At 73.3% G+C, this 16,991-nt stretch carries 15 protein-coding genes; 8 read left to right on the top strand and 7 right to left on the bottom strand.

Going from position 1 to position 16,991, the window contains the following annotated elements:
* Positions 1–14 precede the first annotated feature (14 nt).
* Together HC251_RS00450 and pknB are read left to right on the top strand one after the other, a co-directional pair.
* On the top strand, positions 15–1,493 hold the full coding sequence (locus HC251_RS00450; protein ID WP_219943364.1) for a penicillin-binding protein 2: 1,479 nt from the start codon (positions 15–17) through the stop codon (positions 1,491–1,493).
* Between the two features lie 88 nt (positions 1,494–1,581).
* Positions 1,582–3,342, top strand: coding sequence for a Stk1 family PASTA domain-containing Ser/Thr kinase (gene pknB / locus HC251_RS00445; RefSeq protein ID WP_219943363.1), 1,761 nt, complete (start codon positions 1,582–1,584; stop codon positions 3,340–3,342).
* 15 nt (positions 3,343–3,357) lie between these two features.
* On the opposite strand, the gene HC251_RS00440 is transcribed toward pknB, so the two are convergent.
* Positions 3,358–3,969, bottom strand: coding sequence for an aminodeoxychorismate/anthranilate synthase component II (locus HC251_RS00440; RefSeq protein WP_219943362.1), 612 nt, complete (start codon positions 3,967–3,969; stop codon positions 3,358–3,360).
* 96 nt (positions 3,970–4,065) lie between these two features.
* Here HC251_RS00440 and HC251_RS00435 point away from each other — a divergent pair, with 96 nt between their 5' ends.
* The gene (locus HC251_RS00435; protein ID WP_219943361.1) at positions 4,066–4,860 is read left to right on the top strand and encodes a hypothetical protein; all 795 of its coding nucleotides are present in this window, start codon (positions 4,066–4,068) and stop codon (positions 4,858–4,860) included.
* 158 nt (positions 4,861–5,018) lie between these two features.
* Here HC251_RS00435 and HC251_RS00430 read toward each other — a convergent pair whose 3' ends face one another.
* Complete coding sequence (locus HC251_RS00430; protein WP_219943360.1) at positions 5,019–5,279, bottom strand: hypothetical protein; 261 nt, start codon at positions 5,277–5,279, stop codon at positions 5,019–5,021.
* A 354-nt stretch (positions 5,280–5,633) separates the two neighbouring features.
* Entirely contained in the window at positions 5,634–6,845 is a 1,212-nt protein-coding gene (locus HC251_RS00425; RefSeq protein WP_219943359.1) for an acetyl-CoA C-acyltransferase, read from the bottom strand.
* Between the two features lie 168 nt (positions 6,846–7,013).
* Here HC251_RS00425 and HC251_RS00420 point away from each other — a divergent pair, with 168 nt between their 5' ends.
* Positions 7,014–8,810 (top strand): long-chain fatty acid--CoA ligase, encoded by a 1,797-nt coding sequence (locus tag HC251_RS00420; RefSeq protein WP_219943358.1) that lies wholly within the window; start codon positions 7,014–7,016, stop codon positions 8,808–8,810.
* A gap of 35 nt (positions 8,811–8,845) precedes the next feature.
* Entirely contained in the window at positions 8,846–9,631 is a 786-nt protein-coding gene (locus HC251_RS00415; RefSeq protein WP_219943357.1) for an SDR family NAD(P)-dependent oxidoreductase, read from the top strand.
* A 233-nt stretch (positions 9,632–9,864) separates the two neighbouring features.
* Here HC251_RS00415 and HC251_RS00410 read toward each other — a convergent pair whose 3' ends face one another.
* Both HC251_RS00410 and HC251_RS00405 read right to left on the bottom strand, forming a co-directional pair.
* Positions 9,865–10,152, bottom strand: a complete 288-nt coding sequence (locus tag HC251_RS00410) for a hypothetical protein (protein ID WP_219943356.1) — start codon at positions 10,150–10,152, stop codon at positions 9,865–9,867.
* On the bottom strand, positions 10,149–10,682 hold the full coding sequence (locus tag HC251_RS00405; RefSeq protein ID WP_219943355.1) for a pyridoxamine 5'-phosphate oxidase family protein: 534 nt from the start codon (positions 10,680–10,682) through the stop codon (positions 10,149–10,151). The genes HC251_RS00410 and HC251_RS00405 overlap by 4 nt, the downstream gene beginning before the upstream one ends.
* 81 nt (positions 10,683–10,763) lie before the next feature.
* Here HC251_RS00405 and HC251_RS00400 point away from each other — a divergent pair, with 81 nt between their 5' ends.
* Positions 10,764–11,909: an AraC family transcriptional regulator gene (locus HC251_RS00400; RefSeq protein WP_219943354.1), complete on the top strand. Its 1,146-nt coding sequence runs from the start codon at positions 10,764–10,766 to the stop codon at positions 11,907–11,909.
* Between the two features lie 22 nt (positions 11,910–11,931).
* Here HC251_RS00400 and HC251_RS00395 read toward each other — a convergent pair whose 3' ends face one another.
* Together HC251_RS00395 and HC251_RS00390 are read right to left on the bottom strand one after the other, a co-directional pair.
* On the bottom strand, positions 11,932–13,005 hold the full coding sequence (locus tag HC251_RS00395; protein WP_219943353.1) for a hypothetical protein: 1,074 nt from the start codon (positions 13,003–13,005) through the stop codon (positions 11,932–11,934).
* Positions 13,006–13,118: 113 nt separating this feature from the next.
* Positions 13,119–14,054 (bottom strand): TIGR03621 family F420-dependent LLM class oxidoreductase, encoded by a 936-nt coding sequence (locus HC251_RS00390; protein WP_219943352.1) that lies wholly within the window; start codon positions 14,052–14,054, stop codon positions 13,119–13,121.
* Positions 14,055–14,134: 80 nt separating this feature from the next.
* Here HC251_RS00390 and metG point away from each other — a divergent pair, with 80 nt between their 5' ends.
* Positions 14,135–15,832, top strand: coding sequence for a methionine--tRNA ligase (gene metG / locus HC251_RS00385; RefSeq protein ID WP_219943351.1), 1,698 nt, complete (start codon positions 14,135–14,137; stop codon positions 15,830–15,832).
* A 53-nt stretch (positions 15,833–15,885) separates the two neighbouring features.
* Positions 15,886–16,935, top strand: coding sequence for a hypothetical protein (locus HC251_RS00380; RefSeq protein WP_219943350.1), 1,050 nt, complete (start codon positions 15,886–15,888; stop codon positions 16,933–16,935).
* Positions 16,936–16,991: the final 56 nt, after the last annotated feature.

Here is a 16,991-nt window from a genome sequence, read left to right as displayed (position 1 = left end):
GGGAGGCGACGGCGATGACGATGGACCGCCAGATCAAGAAGCTGGGCATCGCCCTGGCCGTGTGCTTCGGGATCCTCTTCGCCCAGCTGAACTACATCCAGTTCTGGGCGGCCGACTCGATCAACGACCGCCCCGGCAACAGCCGCCAGGAGCAGCGCCAGTTCAACCAGCCGCGGGGCGACATCCTGAGCGCCGACGGAGTCGTGCTCGCCACCTCCGAGGCCCAGGGCGAGGGCTTCGCCTTCCGCCGCCTCTACCCCGAGGGGGAGCTGTTCGGGCCGGTCACCGGCTACTACAGCTTCAACCTGGGCCTCACCGGGGTCGAGGCCAGCTACGACGAGGACCTGTCGGGCTCGAACCCGGAGCTGGACCTCCAGCGCCTGTCGGACCTGTTCGACGAGCGGGAGCGCTTCGGCAACGTCGAGCTCACCTTGTCGGCGGCCGTCCAGCGGATCGCCACCGAGCAGCTCGGTGGGCGGGAGGGGTCGGTCGTGGCCCTCGACCCCCGCACCGGGGCGATCGACGCCATGGTCAGCTTCCCGTCCTTCGACCCGGGCCCGCTGTCGACCAACGACCGGACCTCCACCGACATCAAGCGCTTCCTCGACGCCGACCCGGAGAACCCGCTCCTCTTCCGGGCCTACCAGGAGATCTTCTTCCCGGGCTCGACGTTCAAGGTCGTCACCGCCACCGGAGCCGTCGAGCGCAACGTGGTCTCCGAGACCGAGCCGGTGTACCCGCAGCAGCAGACCTTCGACATCGACTTCACCGACAACGACCTGGGAAACTTCGGCGGCGCGACCTGCGGCGGCAGCCTGTTCCCGATCCTCCAGGAGTCGTGCAACACCGCCTTCGCCCAGATGGGCGTCGACCTGGGGTCGGCCAACCTGGCCGGGGCGGCCGAGGGCTTCGGCTTCAACTCGGAGATCCCCATCGACATGCCGAACCCGGCGGTGTCGGTGATCCCCGAGACCTTCCCCACCGACCAGGGCAACGGCCCCCTCGCCCGGGCCGCCATCGGCCAGGGCGACGTGCAGGCCAGCCCCCTCCAGATGGCGCTGGTCGCCGCCGGTCTGGCCAACCGGGGGGCGGTCATGACGCCCCACGTGATGGCCCGCATCACCGACCAGGACGGCGAGGAGGTCCGGGCCTACGAGGAGACCGAGTGGCGCCGGGCCGCCTCGGCCGAGGCCGCCGAGATCGTGCGCCGCGGGATGATCGCCACCGCCGAGCAGGGCACCGCCAGCGGGCTGCTCATCCCCGGCATGGAGGTCGGCGGCAAGACCGGCACCGCCCAGCTGGGCACCGATCCCCCCCGGTCGCACGCCTGGATCATCGGCTTCGCCGGCCCCCCGGGCGGCGAGTCCGAGGTCGCGGTGGCGGTCATCGTCGAGGGCCAGGACGGCGCCAGCGAGCAGACCGGCGGCACCGTGGCGGCCCCCATCGCCCGGGCCGTCATGGAGGCCGTCCTCCAGGAGCGGGGCGACCGATGACCGCCACTCCGCCCTCGACCGCCCACCGCACTGGACGCGACGTGCCTGGCACGTCGCGTCCTGATGGCTCGTACTGTGGATCGATCGCATGAGCGCTGACGACGACCGCCCCACCTACAACGGCCGCTACGAGGTCCAGCGCCGGGTCGCCCGGGGCGGGATGGCCGACGTCTTCCTGGCCAAGGACCTCCTCCTGGCCCGGCCGGTCGCGGTCAAGGTCCTGTTCCCCGAGTTCGCCAGCGACCCCGCCTTCGTCGCCCGGTTCCGCCGGGAGGCCCAGGCCGCGGCCAACCTCAACCACCCCAACATCGTCGGCGTGTACGACTGGGGCCAGGAGGGTGGGACCTACTACATCGTCATGGAGTTCATCGACGGCCGCAGCCTGTCGGAGATCCTCCGCACCCAGGGCACGCCGCCGGCCAAGACGGCCGCCGGCATCGCCGCCGACGTGGCCGCCGCCCTCGGGTTCGCCCACCGCAACGGCGTCGTCCACCGCGACATCAAGCCCGGCAACATCATGATCACCAACGGCGGCCACGTGAAGGTCGCCGACTTCGGCATCGCCCGGGCCATGCACGCCTCGGCCGAGGACAACCTGACCCAGACCGGCTCGGTCATGGGGACCGCCACCTACTTCAGCCCCGAGCAGGCCCAGGGCCACAACGTCGACCAGCGCAGCGACCTCTACTCGCTGGGCATCGTCATGTACGAGATGGCCCACGGGAAGCCGCCCTTCGTGGCCGACAGCCCGATCGCCGTCGCCTACAAGCACGTCCAGGAGCCCCCGCCCCCGCTGCGCGAGCAGCACCCCGACGTCCCCGCCGGCTACGACGCCATCACCATGCGCCTCCTGGCCAAGGCGCCCGACGACCGCTACCCCGACGCCGACGCCCTCCGCGCCGACCTCCGGCGCTTCACCGAGGGCCAGAAGGTCCGGGCCCCGGCGGTCGGCGCCGCCGCGGGTGCCGTCGCGGCCGGGGCGGTCGTCGCCGCCGGCGGACCCGACCCCGTCGACGGGGCCACGGTGGTCGGCGTCCCCACGCCGGCACCCGCCGCCACCACCGGCACGGGGACCGGCACCGTCGTCGGCCCCACCCGACCGCCCGAGCCCACCGGTCCCGCCCCCGAGCAGGCCCGCCGGTCGCGCACCGGGTGGTTCGTCCTGCTCCTGCTCCTGCTGCTCGGCGTGCTCGCCGGTCTGCTGTGGCTGTTCGCCGAGACCCTCGGCATCGGCGAGGAGAACACGGCCGAGGTCCCCGACGTCACCGGGCAGCCGCTCGCCGACGCCCAGGAGGCGCTGACCGACGCCGGGTTCGAGGTGGGCATGGTCCCCCAGCGCCAGCCCGACGAGTCGGTGCCCGAGGGATCGGTCATCAGCCAGGACCCGGCCGGGGGGGAGGAAGCCGAGGCCGGCACCACCGTGAGCCTGGTGGTGTCGAGCGGCCCCCCCGACGCCGCCCAGGCGGCGGTGCCCCCCGTGGTGGGGCTGTCCTTCGACGAGGCGGTGATGGTGCTGGTCGAAGCCGGCTTCGACCAGGCCCGGATCACCCAGCGCACCCGCGCCGACGAGGCGCCCCTCAACGAGGTCCTGGCCCAGAGCCCGACGGGCGGGAGCACGGTCGCCGTCGACTCGAACATCACCCTGACGGTGTCCACCGGCGTCCCCCCGACCACGACGACCGAGCCGCCGCCGCCGACCACGGCCCCGCCGCCCACCACCACCGAGCCCCCGCCCGAGACGACCGAGCCCCCGCCCGAGACGACCGAGCCCCCGCCCGAGACGCCGACCACCACCAGCACGACCACCACGACGACGACCACCACCACGACCACGCTTCCCGGGCCCTGAGGCCCGCTTCGGCGGTCAGCCGGCGGCGGGGGCGGGCGTGGCCGCGGCGAGGAAGGTGCGCAGGAGGTCGTGGCCGGCGACGGTCAGGATCGACTCGGGGTGGAACTGCACCCCCTCGGTGGGGGCGTCGCGGTGGCGGAGCCCCATCACCAGGCCGTCGTCGGTCTCGGCGGTGATCTCGAGGGTGGCGGGCACGGTGGCCCGGTCGACGACCAGCGAGTGGTAGCGGGTGGCCTCGAGCGGCTGGGGCAGCCCGGCGAAGACGCCCGCGCCCTCGTGGCGGACCAGCGACGTCTTGCCGTGCATCACCTGGGGGGCGCGCACGACGGTGCCGCCGAAGACCTCGCCGATGCACTGCAGCCCGAGGCACACGCCGAGGACGGGGGTGCGCTGGGCGGTGAAGGCCCGGATGACGTCGTTGGAGATGCCGGCATCGGCCGGCGTGCCCGGCCCGGGCGACACGAGGACGGCGTCGGGCCGCCGGGCGAGGGCCTCGTCGACGGTGATCTCGTCGTTGCGGACGACCTCGGGCTCGGCCCCCAGCTCCCCCAGGTACTGGACGAGGTTGTAGACGAAGCTGTCGTAGTTGTCGACGACGAGGACGTGTGGTCCGGGTGCGGGCGCCATGGGCCCCGGAGGCTACCGGGGGACCGGTCGTCGGACCCACGAGATCGGGGACGGCTGCTGGGGCCGCCGGGCGGTGCGCGCCTAGTCTCGACCGCCATGGCCGATCCGACAGACGACGACGCCAGCGCCGACGAGGGTGCCGACGTCGAGGCCGCCGACGCTGCCGCGGACGAGGCGACCGACGACGCCCCCGGCGACGCGCCCACCACCACCGATGACGCCACCGACACCGACCGGTCGGCGGCGGTGACCACCACCAAGCGCACGCCCGGCCGGCGCCGCCCCGACCCCCGCGCCGACGTGGCCGCCCGCCGAGCCGCGACCAAGGCCCGCATGGACGCCGCCGCCACGGGCGAGGCCGACGACGACGCGGCCGACGCCGCCCGACCGAACCTGGCCAAGGGGGCCAAGGGGGCCAAGGGGGCCGAGTCGGCCCGGACGGCCACGACGGCGGTCTCGGCCGACGACCCCACCGGCGCCAAGGCCCGGCGCGCGGCGCGGGCCGCGGCCGCCACCGGGACGGCCACCGCCGACGACCCGACCGGGGCCAAGGCCCGCCGAGAGCGGGAGGCCACGGCGAAGAAGGTCGCCCGCCCCTCGAAGCGCACCGGCGGCGCCGTCGACCCGAAGGCGGCCCGCTCCTCGGCGGCGCGCAGCGGCAACCCCAAGAAGGCGGCCGCCGCGGCCGAGTCGACCCGCTACACCGCCCCCATCCCCCGCACCCAGCTCGAGAGCCCGGCCTGGGTGCCGGCGCTGATGTTCGTGCTGCTGGGCCTGGGCGGCGTGGTCATCCTGCTCACCTACGTCCTCTGGAACGGGCGGCCGCTGACGCTGGGGCTCGGGCTGATGCTCATCCTGGGCGGCATCCTGACGGCCACGCAGTACCGCTGACCGGCGCCGTCGGGCGCTGCGACCAGGGGCGACCCACGCTCCGTGACGGTGGCGGGACGGCGTCCACTCGGTGTGACGAAAGTAACGTGAGAGTTACAACGGTGTGACCCTCCCCAGGGTTGTCCACACCTGGGGACAACCGGGGTCCGGGTGATCGGTCAGAGGTCCTCGACCGGGGTCATCAGGTCCATCTCGTCCATGCAGTGGCGGGGGGCCTCCGGCTCGGTGTGCACCGCCGAGGTCATCCGCACCTCGGTCCCGCACGTCGAGCAGCGGTAGAGCAGCTTCACCTTCCGCAGCTCGCCCGGCGGCGGCGGCTCCGGCACGGGCCGGGTCATGCCCGAGAGCAGGGCGATCCCCATCCGCACGATCAGCAGCGCCACGACGAGCGCGATCACGATCCGGACGACGTCCCACATACGCCCCCAAGCCTACGAGCCCACCCGCCAACCCCCCCGGTCGACGCGGGCCACGGATGGTGCCTGGCACCATCCGTGCCCGACGCGCGACCAGGGCGACCGGCGACGAGATCACAGCAGCACCCCCCACGCACACGCACCTCACGACGCCAACGTCACCCCATCACCCCCCCCCGAGGCACGGCACCACGGTGAGGTCAGAGAAGGCCTCGTGGCCGCACCGGAAGCGGAGCGCAGCAGCGGAGGGCGATCCGGACGCGAGCGCAGCGAGCCGACCACGCCCGGAGCCATGGCGAGCACCGAACCGGAGCGGCCACGAGGCCACCCCGGTCCGGCACCAACCACCTACCGCGACTAGCCGAGGCGCTCGATGATGGTGGCGTTGGCGAGCCCGCCGCCCTCGCACATCGTCTGGAGGCCGTAGCGGCCGCCGGTGCGCTCGAGCTCGTTGAGCATGGTGGCCATCAGCTTGGCGCCCGAGGCCCCGAGCGGGTGGCCCAGGGCGATGGCGCCACCGTTGACGTTGACCTTCTCGGGGTCGGGGTTGTGCTCCTTCTGCCAGGCGAGCACGACCGAGGCGAAGGCCTCGTTGACCTCGAACAGGTCGATGTCGTCGATCGACAGGCCGCTCTTCTCGAGGGCCTTGGCCGTCGAGGGGATGGGGCCGGTCAGCATGGTGACGGGATCGACGCCGGCGAGGGCGAAGGTGTGGAACCGGGCGCGGGGGGTGAGGCCGAGCTCCTTGGCCTTCTCCTCGCTCATGATCAGCACGGCGGAGGCGCCGTCGGTGATCTGCGAGCTGTTGGCGGCGGTGACCTTGCCGCCGTTCTCCTCGGGGACGAAGGCGGGCTTCAGCTTGCCGAGGCTCTCCATCGAGGAGTCGCGGATGCCCTCGTCGGCGGTGACGATCTCGTCGGTCTCGATGAGCTCGCCGGTCTCCTTGTCGCGGGGCATGGCCTTGACGGTGATGAGCTCGTTGTCGAAGCGGCCCTCGTCGCGGGCGCGGGCGGCGTTCTGCTGGCTGCGCAGGCCGAAGGCGTCGAGGTCCTCGCGGGTGAGGCCCCACTTGTCGGCGATGACCTCGGCCGACACGCCCTGGGGGATGAGGCCCTTGTAGCCGAAGTACTCGGACTCGGCGTAGCGGGCCATGGCCTTGGGGCCGAAGGGGAAGCTCCCGGGGGTGACCGAGGCGCCCATGGGGGTGGTGGACATGACCTCGACGCCGGCGGCGACGGCGATGTCGTAGGCGCCGGCGATGACGCCCTGGGCGGCGAAGTGCATCGACTGCTGCGACGAGCCGCACTGGCGGTCGACGGTGGTGGCCGGGACCGACTCGGGCCACCCGGCGGCGAGGACGGCGTTGCGGCCGATGTTGAGGGCCTGGTTGCCGGCCTGCATGACGCAGCCGGTGATCACGTCGTCGACGAGGGCGGGGTCGAGGCTGTTGCGGTCGGCGACGGCCTTGAGGACCTCGGCGAGCAGGTCGGCCGGGTGCCAGCCCGAGAGCTTGCCGTTGCGCTTGCCGCCCGGGGTCCGGACGGCGTCGACGATCACTGCGGTGGGCATGGTGGGACCTCGGGATTCGGTGGGCAGGAGCGGGACTAGACCGCTCGGTCAAGTGTGCTCCGCGGCCCGGGGGAGCCGCAACCTGGTGGCGGAGGGCACGTCCGGCCGGCAGCACCTGCCGCAACTGTGCGAGGGTTGGCGTCCGTCACACGGGGGAGCCCCACTGACATGACCACCAGCACCGACGTCGACGCCGCGGTCGCCGGCAAGACCGCCCCGACCTACTTCCGCGACACCGTCGCCCGCATCCCCGACCGGTGCGCCGTCCGGTGGAAGGAGGGCGAGGAGTGGCGGGAGTGGACCTTCGCCGAGGTCGCCGACCTGGCCTGCCGGGCCGCCGCCGGGCTCACCGCCGCCGGCATCGGCCGCGGCGACCGGGTCGTGCTCATGATGCGGAACTGCCCGGAGTTCCACGTCCTCGACCTCGCCGCCCTCCTCGTCGGGGCCACACCGATCTCGATCTACAACTCGTCGTCCCCGGACCAGATCGCCTACCTGGTCGGCCACTGCGAGGCGAAGCTCGCCATCGTCGAGGACGCCAGCTTCGCCGACCGGTTCGCCCCCGTCCGCGACCAGCTCCCGCACCTGGCCACGCTCGCCGCCGTCCGCCCGGAGGGCACCGACGCCACCATCGGCTTCGCCGACCTCGTCGCCCACGACCCCGTCGACCTCGACGAGGCCGTCGCCGTCGGCACCCCCGACGACCTGGTGACGATCATCTACACGTCGGGCACCACCGGGCCGCCCAAGGGCGTGATGCTCACCCACGGCAACGTGGTGTGGGCGGGCGAGAGCCTGCGGATCGCCATCGAGGCCGACGACAGCACCGGCTGGCGGCTCGTGTCGTACCTGCCCATGGCGCACATCGCCGAGCGGGTGACGAGCCACTACTCGATGATGATGCTGGGCTACGAGATCTCCTGCTGCCCCGACCCCGCCCTCATCGGCGACTACGCCCGGGAGGTCCGGCCCCAGCTCATGTTCGGGGTGCCCCGGGTGTGGGAGAAGATCAACGCCCGGGTGACCGCCGCCCTGTCGGCCGACGCCGAGAAGGGCCGGCAGTTCGCCGAGGCGGTCGAGGCGGCCAAGCCCATCGCCGAGCGCATGGCGTGGGGCACCGCCACCGACGAGGACCGGGCCACGTGGGACTTCCTCGACCAGGTCGCCTTCCAGGGCATCCGCCAGCTGCTCGGCTTCGACGCCCTGGAGCTGGCCATCAGCGGCGCCGCTCCGATCCCCGCCGACCTGCTGGCCTGGTACCGGGCCATCGGCGTCCCCATGTCGGAGATCTACGGCATGAGCGAGAACTCGGGGCCGATGTGCTGGGCGCCCTACCGGGTGCGGCCCGGGTCGGTGGGTCCCGCCGTGCCGGGCTTGGAGGTGGCGCTGGGCGACGACGGCGAGATCGTCTGCCGCGGCGGGCTGGTGTTCCAGGGCTACCTGAACGACCCCGAGAAGACGGCCGAGACCCTCGACGCCGACGGCTGGCTGCACTCCGGTGACATCGGCGAGCTCGACGACGACGGCTACTTCAAGATCGTCGATCGCAAGAAGGAGCTGATCATCACCGCCGGGGGCAAGAACATCAGCCCCGCCAACCTGGAGGCCGCCCTCAAGTCCATCCCGCTGGTGGGCCAGGCCTGCGCCATCGGCGACCAGCGGCCGTTCGTCTCGGCCCTCGTGGTCCTCGACCCCGACGAGGCACCGGTGTGGGCCAAGCAGCGCGGCCTCGAGGGCCTCTCCATGGACGAGCTGGCCGAGCACCCCGACGTGAAGGCCGCCATCGACGAGGGCCTGCAGCAGGTCATGGCCCCGTTCAACAACGCCGAGCGGGTCAAGAAGGTCAAGGTGCTGGGCGCCGAGTGGATGGCCGACTCCGAGCTCCTGACCCCGACGTCCAAGCTCAAGCGCCGGGGCATCCACGCCACCTTCGCCGCCGAGATCGAGGAGCTCTACCGCCGCTGACGCCGGGCGACCCGCCGATGGGGCACGCTGGCCCGGTGACCGACACCTCCGCCCTCGCCAACCCCTTCGACCTGACCGGCCAGGTCGCGGTGATCACCGGAGGGGGGTCGGGGATCGGCTTGTCGATGGCCACCGCCCTGGCCCAGGCGGGCAGCGACGTGTGCCTCTGGGGTCGGCGGCCCGAGCTGGTCGAGCGGGCCGCCGCCGACCTGGCCGCGCTCGGGCGGCGCACGCTCGGCCTCTCGGTCGACGTCACCGACGAGGGCGCCGTCGAGGCCGCCATGGCCCGCACGCTCGAGACCTTCGGCCGGGTCGACACCTGCATCGCCAACGCCGGCGTCGGCGGGGGCGGCACACCGTTCCTGGAGACGTCGCTGGAGGAGTTCCGGCGGGTGCAGCGCACCAACGTCGAAGGCGCCTTCCTCACCCTGCGGGAGGCGGCCAAGCCGATGGTCGCCCAGGGCGACGGGGGCAGCCTGGTGGGCATCGCCAGCCTGGCCGCCATCCACGGCCAGCCGCGCGGGCAGTCCTACGCGGCGTCGAAGGGCGGGCTGATCTCGATGATCAAGGCCATCGCCATCGAGCTGGCCCGTCACGACATCCGGGCCAACGCGGTGCTGCCGGGGTGGACGATGACGCCGATGGCCGAGCCCGTCCTGACGTGGGACCGGTTCCGGGAGAAGGTGCTGCCCCGCATGCCGGTGGGCCGCTGGGGCCTCCCCGACGACTTCGGCGCCGTCGCCGTCTACCTCGCCAGCCCGGCCAGCGCGTTCCACACCGCCGACACCCTCCTCCTCGACGGCGGCTACTCGGCGTTCTGATCTCTCGTCACTCGCTTCGCTCCGTTCCTCGAGCTGGAGGTGCTCGCTGCGCTCGACGCTGAGGGTCTCCACAGAGCCGGAGGCCTCGTTCCTCGGCCACACGGCTCTTCGCCTGGGGGGACCCCAGACCCCAGCGGCTGCGCCGGGCCCGAGTGCCCGTGGTCCATCTGGCGGTACCTCTCCCGGCCGTCGTCTGGACCTCGGCGCGCGGCGGGCCGGCGAGTGACGAGAGATCAGTACTGCTGGAACGGGTACTGCTGGGCCCGGGCCTGCTCGAGCAGCGGCCAGAGCCGGACCCAGTGGACCTCGGGGACGGTGAGGGTGACGCCGGCACCGCCGTGGTTGGCCAGGTGCACCTGCTGGTGGCCCTGGTCGTTCGGGCCCCGGTGCTCGATGGCCAGCATCCGCAGGTGGAGGCGGGTGGTCTGCTGCACCCGGGCCTGGAAGACCTCGAGCACGGTGGGCTGGAGCTCGACCACCACCCGTCCGAGGCCGACGTCGTCGATCTCCACCCAGCTCATGGCCGGAACGTAGCCCTCCCGGCGGCCGCGAGGGGGTTGCGCACGAAGCTCCAGAGCGACATGCCCACGCCGTAGGTGTGGACGGTGGCGGCCGGGGTGATGCGGATCATGCAGCCTCCGGGCAGGTCGAGCTCCCCGTGGCTGGTGATGCCCTTCAGCTCGCCCATGCCGACCAGCCGCCGGACCTCGGGGTCGTCGACGGCGAGGACCTCGGCCCGGCCCTGGAAGTGGATGGTGGCGGGCGGTCCGAGCGGGAGGCGGCGCACCGGCACGGTCACGGCCACATGGGGGCTGGCGACCAGGTTGCGGCCCTTGCGGCTGGCGGTCTCGGTGGAGACCCAGAGGTCGTCGCCGACGGTGGTGTAGAGCACGCCGGCGGCGTGGGGCCGGCCGGCGGGCGAGACGGTGGCCAGCACGGCGTAGGAGCGCGTGGCGAGGGCCTTGCGCACCACGTCGGCCGGCACGTCGCGGACGGGCGGGCCGGCGTCGGCGGGGTCGGCGGGGGGCACGGGGTGGGTGGAGGTGGTCATGGGCCCAGTGGACCCCGATCCCGTGAGACGGTCCATGGCCCACGAGCGCAGATCCGTACGTGAGCGTCTAGCGTGGCCAGGGTGGACGCCGTCTCCTCGCTGCTCGACGGACCTCGGGCTCGCCGCGCCTTCCTGCTCCAGGTCGTCATGGCGCCGCCGTTCGCCATCCGGGTCGAGGACGAAGCCCCTCTCACCCTGGTCGCGGCCACCACCGGCGAGCTGGTGCTCGTCGACGAGGACACCGGTCTCGAGGTGTGGCTGGCCCCCGGCGACGTGGCCCTGGCCCGCGGTCCGGACCACTACCGGATCGCCGACGCCCCGGGATCCGAGGTCCAGGTCGTCGTCCACCCCGGCCAGGTCTGCACCCCGCCCGACGGCGTCGAGGCCAAGGTGGCCGACGTCCTCGGCACGCGGACATGGGGCAGCGCCACGGAGGGATCGGGCAGCGCCACGGAGGGATCGGGCAGCGCCACGGAGGGATCGGGCAGCGCCACGGAGGGATCGGGCAGCGCCACGGAGGGATCGGGCAGCGCCACGGAGGGATCGGGCAGCGCCACGGTGGGATCGGGCAGCGCCACGGAGGGTTCGGGCCGTGCTGCCGACCCCGACGGGGTGGCCATGATCGTAGGCACCTACGAGCGGGCCGGGGAGGTGAGTCGGCGGCTGCTCGATGCGCTCCCCGCCCTCGCCGTGGTCCGCGACGGGCCCACCACCCGGCCGCTCGTCGCGCTGCTGGCGGGGGAGGTCGTGCGCGACGAGCCCGGGCAGGAGGCCGTCCTCGACCGCCTCCTCGACCTGCTCCTGGTCACGGCGGTGCGGGCCTGGTTCGCCCGGCCCGAGGCCGGGGCGCCGGCGTGGTACCGGGCCCACGACGATCCCGTCGTGGGCCACGCCCTCCGCCTGCTGCACGACGATCCGTCGGCGCCGTGGACGGTGGCGTCGCTCGCCCGGGAGGTCGGCGTCTCCCGGGCGACGCTGGCCCGTCGGTTCGCCGACGAGGTCGGCGAGACCCCGATAGCCTACCTGACCGAGTGGCGGCTGGCGCTGGCCGCCGACCTGCTGCGCGAGCCCGATGCGACGGTCGCCGGGGTCGCCCGCCAGGTCGGCTACGGCACCGGCTTCGCCCTGAGCGCCGCCTTCTCCCGGGTGCGGGGCATCAGCCCGTCGGAGCACCGGGCCCTGGCTCCCACCGAGGAGCTCCTGGACCTCGTCCCGGCCAGCCGCTGACCCGCCTCGACCGGCGGGCGCGTCAGGCCGTCGGGACCGACCGAGCGGCGACGGCCCGGTCCCAGGTCGCGGTGTCGGTGGGACGGACGGACGCGGCGATGGCCACCAGCTCCTCGGCGGTCGGCAGGTCCCGGCCCAGGGCGGTGACCACCACGAGATCACCCCAGCCGCTGTCGAGCCAGACGGTCCGGACCTCGTCCTCGTACGAGCGCCGGTCCACGACGACGGCGGGCCGACCGTCGACCTCCACGGTCTCCGCCGTCAGGTGCTCGTCGTCCACGCCGGGGGCGGCGAGGGCTGCCGGGTCGCCGGCGACGCCGGGGATCGTCTCGACCAGCAGGCTGTCGGCGCCCTCCGCCCCGCCCTCGAGCCAGCCGACGGAGTGGGCGCCCACCGGCCCCGGCGGTGCCTGGTCGACGTGCACCGACGGGTACTGGGCGATGACGGCGTCGACGTGGGCCGCCCCGACGACCTGGAGCCCGGGCGGCGGCGCAGGGATCGTGGGGGCGAGCTCCTGCTCGGCCGGGTCCTCGACCGTCGCCAGCACGGTGGTGAGCTCGGCGAGCGTGGCGTCGGGGGAGGTGACCCGGATGGCGAGGTCGACGTCGCGGGCCACCACCAGCTCGGACCAGCCGTCGTTGGCCGCCGCCGGCGTGAAGAAGCCGTCCTCGCCGTCGACCTCGACCGCCTCGGCCTCGCCGGTGTAGCCGGCGGCCGCCTGCTCGAGGCCGCCCTCGTAGCCGCTGTACCCGGTCGCCGCCACGATCACCCGGGCGGGGTGGTCGGGCGTGCCGTCGGGCGAGAGGACGACGTAGGGCTCGTCGGTGCCGCAGCAGTCCCAGCCCCAGACCCCCTCGGTGTCGCCGGCGCCGATGGCGACCAGCTGGTAGCGCTCGGGCACGGGACCCACGGTGAACGGCGAGGAGCGCTCGGACGGCGGGACCGGGTCGGGCTCCGTGGTCGTCGTGCTCGTCGCCGGGTCGTCGCCCGCCCCCACCCGCTCGACGAGGCGGGAGTCCTCGCCGCACCCCGACAGCACCAGGGCCGGCACCACGGCCATCGCCGTCGCCACCTGTCGCCATCGCCGTCTCGTCACGTCCCGGACCTCCGTCGTCGTGGTCCCGTCCGAGGATCAGCAGGCGACGGAGGTTCCGGGGGTCCGGTCCCCCTCGGCGTGCGCCGTCAGCTCCCGGTGGCGGCCACGGATGGTCAGGTGCCGGCGAGGGACCCCACGACGGGGGCGAGGGCGTGGGCCTTGTCGCCGGGGACCACGTGGTACGAGTAGCCCCAGCGCTCGCGCCGCTCGTGGAGGCGCTCGGCGATCTCGCCGGCCGCACCGACGAGGGCGAGCGGGGAACTCCGCAGCCCCTCGGCATCGGTGCCGAACAGGGACGCGATGGCCTCGACGGTGGCGGCATCCTCGGTCACCTCGGCCGCGGCCAGCCAGGCGTTGAGCTCGAGGTCGGCGAAGCGGTCGCCGGCGCCCTCGCGCACCCAGCCGACCTTCTCGTCGATGCGCTCGGCCAGGGCATCGGCCGCGGCGTCGGCATCGATCTCGCCCGAGTGGATGGAGGCGTTGACGCCGACGATGTCGGCCGTCCGCCCGGCCCACCGCAGCAGGCGGGGGGCTCCGCCGCCGACGAGGATCGGCGGGCCGCCCGGGCGGTGCGGGGCGGGCGTCCCGTCGAGGTCGGTGACGGTGTAGTGCTCGCCGGCGAAGGAGAACGGGCCGTCGGCCCACAGGCCCCGCAGCACGGCGCAGTGCTCCTGGAGGCGCGAGACCCGCACCCCGGGGCGGTCCATGGGGATGCCCGAGACGTCGTAGTCCCGTCGCTTCCACCCTGCGCCGAGGCCGACCTCGAGCCGACCCTCGGCGATCACGTCGATGGTCGCCAGCTCGCGCGCGAGGGGGACGGGATGGCGGAAGTCGCAGTCGAGGACCAGGAGCCCGACGTTCACCGTCGAGGTCACCGCGGCGAAGGCCGCCGTGGCCGCGATGGGCCCCGGGCCCTCGTCGAAGTGGTCGGGCAGGAAGACGGTCGAGTAGCCGAGCTGCTCGACCTCCTTGGCGCTCTCCAGCCACGTCCGGCCCGGGAACGGGTGGTGGAGCTCGACGGCGAAGCGGAGGCGGCGAGGGTGCGGCATGGCCGCGGAGTCTGCCCGAACCCCAGACGGCCGCGCCGGCGCCCGCCGGTAGGGTGGCGCTCCCCTCACCGGAGCGAACCGTGGCCCGCCACCTGATCACCAGCGCCCTGCCGTACATCAACGGTGTCAAGCACCTCGGCAACCTCGTGGGGTCGATGCTGCCGGCCGACGTCTACGCCCGGTTCCTGCGCCAGCAGGGCCACGACGTGGTGGCCATCTGCGCCACCGACGAGCACGGCACGCCGGCCGAGCTGGCCGCGGCCGAGGCCGGCCTGCCCGTCGACGAGTACTGCGCCGAGCAGTGGGCCATCCAGAAGGACCTGGGCGAGCGCTTCGGCCTGTCGTGGGACCACTTCGGGCGCAGCTCGTCGTCGCACAACCACGAGCTGACGAAGCTGCTGGCCGCCCAGCTCGAGGAGCACGGCTTCATCGAGGAGCGGGTGACCGACCAGATCTACTCGCCGACCGACGGCCGCTTCCTCCCCGACCGCTACGTGATCGGCACCTGCCCCTACTGCGGCTACGACCGGGCCCGCGGCGACCAGTGCGAGAACTGCACCCGCCTGCTCGACCCCACCGACCTGATCGAGCCCCGGTCGGCCATCAGCGGCGCCACCGACCTCGAGGTGCGGGCGACCAAGCACCTCTACCTCCTCCAGTCGCGGATGGCCGACCGCCTGCGGGCCTGGATCGACGAGCGCGAGGACTGGCCGCTGCTCACCCGGTCGATCGCCTACAAGTGGCTCGACGAGGGGCTCGAGGACCGCAGCATCACCCGCGACATCTCGTGGGGCGTGCCCGTCGACCGGCCCGGGTTCGAGGGCAAGGTCTTCTACGTCTGGTTCGACGCCCCCATCGCCTACATCGCCGCCACCAAGGAGTGGGCCGAGGACGTCGCCGGCCTGGGCGAGGAGGGGTGGCGCCGCTGGTGGACCGACGCCACCGGCAGCGACGTGACCTACACGCAGTTCATGGCCAAGGACAACGTCCCGTTCCACGCCGTCATGTTCCCCGCCACCCTCCTCGGGGCCGACAGCGGCTGGAAGCTGGTCGACTACATCAAGTCGTTCAACTGGCTGACCTTCTACGGCGGCAAGTTCTCGACCAGCCAGCAGCGCGGCGTCTTCATGGACGCGGCGTTGGAGATCCTCCCGTCGGACCAGTGGCGCTACCACCTGATCGCCAACGCGCCGGAGTCGTCCGACGCCAGCTTCACGTGGGAGTCGCTCGTCCAGTCGGTGAACAAGGACCTGGCCGGCAGCTACGGCAACCTCGTCAACCGCGTCCTCGGCTTCACGGCCAAGAACGCCGGTGGCGTCGTGCCGACGGTCGAGGGATCGTCAGCGTCGCGCGACGCCTTCGTCGAGCAGGTCGGCGGGCTGGTCGCCACCTACACCGGGCACATGGAGGCCAAGGACCTGCGCAAGGCCATGACCGTGCTGCGCGAGCTGTGGTCGGCCGGCAACGTGTTCTGGAACGCCCAGGAGCCGTGGAAGCTCAAGGACGACCCGGCGGCGCGCGACGCCGTCATCGCGACCGCCCTGCACCACCTGCGCCTGCTGGCGATCCTCGGCGCGCCCGTCCTGCCCGACACGTCCGCCGTCCTGCTGCGGGCCTTCGGCATCGACGACCTGCCGGCGTGGCCCACCGACGTGGCCGCCGAGATGGAGGCGCTCGGCCCGGGCACGCCGATCGAGGTGCCGCCGGTCCTGTTCGCCAAGATCGACGACGACCAGATCGAGATCTGGAAGCAGCGCTTCGGCGCCGGCGAGGAGTAGCCCACGGATGGTGCCAGGCACCATCCGTGTCCCGGTGAAGTAGAACGTGTTCTATGACATTGCGCGTCGTCCAGTGGGCCACCGGGACCGTGGGGATCCACGCCGTGCCCGCCATCGCCGCCCACCCCGAGCTCGAGCTGGCCGGGCTGTGGGTGCACTCCGACGCCAAGGCCGGCCGGGACGCCGGCGAGATCTGCGGCGGGCCGGCGCTCGGCGTCGCCGCCACCAGCGACGCCGACGCCCTGCTCGAGCTCCAGCCCGACGCCGTCTGCTACACGGCCAGCTCGGACATCCGGCCCGACGGCGTGGTCGACGACCTGTGCCGCATCCTCGCCTCGGGCGCCAACGTGGTGAACACGTCGTTCGTGCCGCTCCTGTTCCCCGCCGCCGCCGGACCGGGCACGCTCGAGCGGCTGGAGGCGGCGTGCCAGGAGGGCGGGTCGAGCCTCTACACCTCGGGCATCGACCCGGGCTTCGGCAACGCCGGCCTCGCCGTCCACATGCTCGCCCTCTGCAAGGAGGTGCGGTCGGTCCGGATGATGGAGATCGTCGACTACGCGACCTGGGACAACTCGTTCACCATGTTCGAGATCATGGGCTTCGGGAAGGCCGACCCGTCCGAGTCGCTGCTCCTGTCGCCGGGCTCGACCGCCCTGGCGTGGGGGCCGGTGCTCCACCTCGTGGCCGCCGCCATCGGCCTGACCCTCGACGAGGTGGTCGAGCGCCATGAGGTCTGGCGCGACGACCACGACGTCGAGATCGCCTCGGGCACGGTGGCCGCCGGGACCATCTCCGGCATGCGCTTCGTGATCATCGGCCTCGTCGACGGCGAGGAGCGCCTGGTGGTCGAGCACGTCACCCGGCTCCACCCCGACCAGGCGCCGGAGTGGCCGCAGGGAGAGGGCTACCGGATCCTCGTGGAGGGCGAGCCCCACCTCAAGCTGGAGATGTCGCTCGGCTCCGACCTGGGCGACCACAACCACGCCGGCTGCCTGGCCACCGCCATGCACGTGGTGAACGCCATCCCCGCCGTCGTGGCCGCCTCGCCGGGGGTGAAGACCCTGCTCGACCTCCCCGTCTACAGCGCCTCGGTCCCCACCTGACCGGGACCGACGGAAGGGGTCTGGGTCGGTTCAACCGACCCTGACCCCTTCCGTCG

This window comes from Iamia sp. SCSIO 61187 (assembly GCF_019443745.1).
In the GTDB taxonomy this organism is placed as follows: Bacteria; Actinomycetota; Acidimicrobiia; order Acidimicrobiales; family Iamiaceae; genus Iamia.
Note: the sequence above shows the minus strand (reverse complement) of the source record. Positions and strands in the feature narration are given on the sequence as shown.

What these genes read in the sequence shown, in the direction of transcription:
- HC251_RS00405 (WP_219943355.1), bottom strand. Translation starts at nt 10,682, where the DNA reads ATGACCACCTCCACCCACCCCGTGCCCCCCGCCGACCCCGCCGACGCC.
- HC251_RS00435 (WP_219943361.1), top strand. Translation starts at nt 4,066, where the DNA reads ATGGCCGATCCGACAGACGACGACGCCAGCGCCGACGAGGGTGCCGAC.
- HC251_RS00450 (WP_219943364.1), top strand. Translation starts at nt 15, where the DNA reads ATGACGATGGACCGCCAGATCAAGAAGCTGGGCATCGCCCTGGCCGTG.
- HC251_RS00420 (WP_219943358.1), top strand. Translation starts at nt 7,014, where the DNA reads ATGACCACCAGCACCGACGTCGACGCCGCGGTCGCCGGCAAGACCGCC.
- HC251_RS00430 (WP_219943360.1), bottom strand. Translation starts at nt 5,279, where the DNA reads ATGTGGGACGTCGTCCGGATCGTGATCGCGCTCGTCGTGGCGCTGCTG.
- HC251_RS00440 (WP_219943362.1), bottom strand. Translation starts at nt 3,969, where the DNA reads ATGGCGCCCGCACCCGGACCACACGTCCTCGTCGTCGACAACTACGAC.
- HC251_RS00380 (WP_219943350.1), top strand. Translation starts at nt 15,886, where the DNA reads ATGACATTGCGCGTCGTCCAGTGGGCCACCGGGACCGTGGGGATCCAC.
- pknB (WP_219943363.1), top strand. Translation starts at nt 1,582, where the DNA reads ATGAGCGCTGACGACGACCGCCCCACCTACAACGGCCGCTACGAGGTC.
- HC251_RS00390 (WP_219943352.1), bottom strand. Translation starts at nt 14,054, where the DNA reads ATGCCGCACCCTCGCCGCCTCCGCTTCGCCGTCGAGCTCCACCACCCG.
- HC251_RS00425 (WP_219943359.1), bottom strand. Translation starts at nt 6,845, where the DNA reads ATGCCCACCGCAGTGATCGTCGACGCCGTCCGGACCCCGGGCGGCAAG.
- HC251_RS00410 (WP_219943356.1), bottom strand. Translation starts at nt 10,152, where the DNA reads ATGAGCTGGGTGGAGATCGACGACGTCGGCCTCGGACGGGTGGTGGTC.